At 45.7% G+C, this 1,911-nt stretch carries 3 protein-coding genes; 1 reads left to right on the top strand and 2 read right to left on the bottom strand.

All coding sequences use genetic code 11. From position 1 onward, the window contains the following. A partial coding sequence (locus tag PX481_RS15070; protein ID WP_288094878.1) for a serine hydrolase occupies nucleotides 1–553 on the bottom strand: 553 nt, incomplete at its 3' end. Between the two features lie 27 nt (nucleotides 554–580). Further along, a complete protein-coding gene (locus tag PX481_RS15065; protein WP_002758560.1) occupies nucleotides 581–1,381 on the bottom strand; it encodes an RNA methyltransferase in 801 nt (266 codons plus the stop codon). Nucleotides 1,382–1,417: 36 nt separating this feature from the next. Here PX481_RS15065 and PX481_RS15060 point away from each other — a divergent pair, with 36 nt between their 5' ends. After that, nucleotides 1,418–1,573 (top strand): DUF2256 domain-containing protein, encoded by a 156-nt coding sequence (locus tag PX481_RS15060; protein ID WP_071825010.1) that lies wholly within the window; start codon nucleotides 1,418–1,420, stop codon nucleotides 1,571–1,573. Nucleotides 1,574–1,911: the final 338 nt, after the last annotated feature.

Here is a 1,911-nt window from a genome sequence, read left to right as displayed (position 1 = left end):
CCAGGACATCCTTAGTGGCCACAAGGGTTTCATCGAGACGAATTTTCCCCGCGTCCACATCCTCAAAAAAGGCCACCAGAATCGGGATTTTAATCGTACTAGCGGCAGCAAAAATAGTATCTTCTCGAAAATTAGCGTAAGCACCGTTATCGAGGTCAATAAATAAAGCTCCCGCCTTTAATTTCGGATATTTGACCGCTAAAGCCTGTAATTTCTGGTTAAGGCTGCTGAGATTTTCGTTTAAAACTAAGGTGGTCGGTTTTGGGGTGACGGGTTTGGGAGTCGGGGAATTAGTAGCGGTGGGTTTTGGGTGTAGGGGTAATTTGCTTGGATCCACCACCGTTAAAACCGTACCAGCGATCGCACCTAAACCGACACCAAGGATAGAGAAGCGAAGAACCTGAAGGAGAAAAGAGGCGATTAGGTTAGTTTTACGCTGTTTTTTTGCCCTTTTAACCGGTAAAGACTTTTTTTTGTTGTTTAAGTCCATGGCCCTAGGGGACTCAGGGCCAGATTGGACTTTAGTAGGACGACGAGTTACTTGACGAGTCACGGTTTTCCTCAAGGGTATCCAGATTTATTATCGATCGCTAGGAGAATTTTTTTTCTTGCCCTTGAGACTATCAAGACCGAGAAAAAGTTGCCCGATACTTTCAATATGACCGATAATGCCCCGCAGCAGGGCTAATTCCTCCACCGTGGGCCGGGCCCGATGATAAAATTGCCGGAATTTCTCCATCCTAGCGGCGGCGGTGTGGGGGTAAAGATAGCCAATTTTGAGCAAAAAGCTCTCCAAGTGCTGATAATAGCCTTCTAGAGCCTCAAAAGTGGCATTGGGGAGCGTTTCTAACGGGGGTTCGAGCCTATTTTCCGTCGCCATTTGGTACAGTTCGTAGGAGCAAACCGCCACCGCTTGGGCCAGATTAAGGGAGGAATATTGAGGATTAGCGGGAATACCGACAAAACGCTGGGCGTGGTTCAGTTCGCTGTTACTTAAACCCCGGTCTTCTGGCCCGAAAATTAAGGCCGATTCCAGGTTAGGGGTGAGTAACCAGGGTAAAGCAGCCCGGGGTGTTTCGAGGGGAGTATTCAGGTGACGGGGTTTCGAGGTGGTGGCAATGATGCGATGACAACCCTGCAAAGCTTCCCCAAGGGTGGCTACCCGTGAACAGTTTTCTAGGACTTCAATTCCGTGTACTGCCATGCGTCGCGCTTCTTCTGCAAGGATATCACAGGCGGGATTGACGATAATTAAGCGACTTAAGCCCATATTCCGCATAATTCTGGCAGTGGAACCCACATTTAAGGCTCCGGCTGGTTCAACTAAAATAATTCTCAGGCGATCGAGTGGGGAACTCTGATTATTTTCATCTACACTCATAGATAAGGCGCAGTTTTTGACTTTTTAATTTTAATCATGGCACGTCAGATATCGAAGTCCGATCTTCCCAGTAAAATTTGTCCCGTTTGCGGTTTATCCTTTACTTGGCGCAAAAAGTGGCAAAACTGTTGGCATGAGGTCAAATACTGTTCAGAACGCTGTCGTCGTCGCAAGTCCTCGGTGAATCAGTAGATCTCCTGCAAACAGCAAAAATCTTCCCTTAGGTGAGGAGACGGTCGACAGGAGACGGTCGACAGGAGACAGCTTATCAGGGATCAGATTTGAGTTTTTAGTTCACTGTTTACTAATCCGGTGAAAAAGCGTTCGACTGAGGGCTGACGGTTTAGATGGATAATTAATTAAACCTCTTGCATAATTAATTTTTCATGGTTCAAAAACGGCAAAAATAAGGATTAAATGGCATAAAATCTGTAAATAGACCATTTAATTGATTATTATTCATTCTTAATTCTCCTGACTACTTACTCCTAACCTATCAGGACAATTTTTGACTTTTACCAGAGGTCTAT

The organism is Microcystis sp. M53603_WE2 (assembly GCF_030065435.1).
This window is presented reverse-complemented; position numbering and strand designations above follow the sequence as displayed.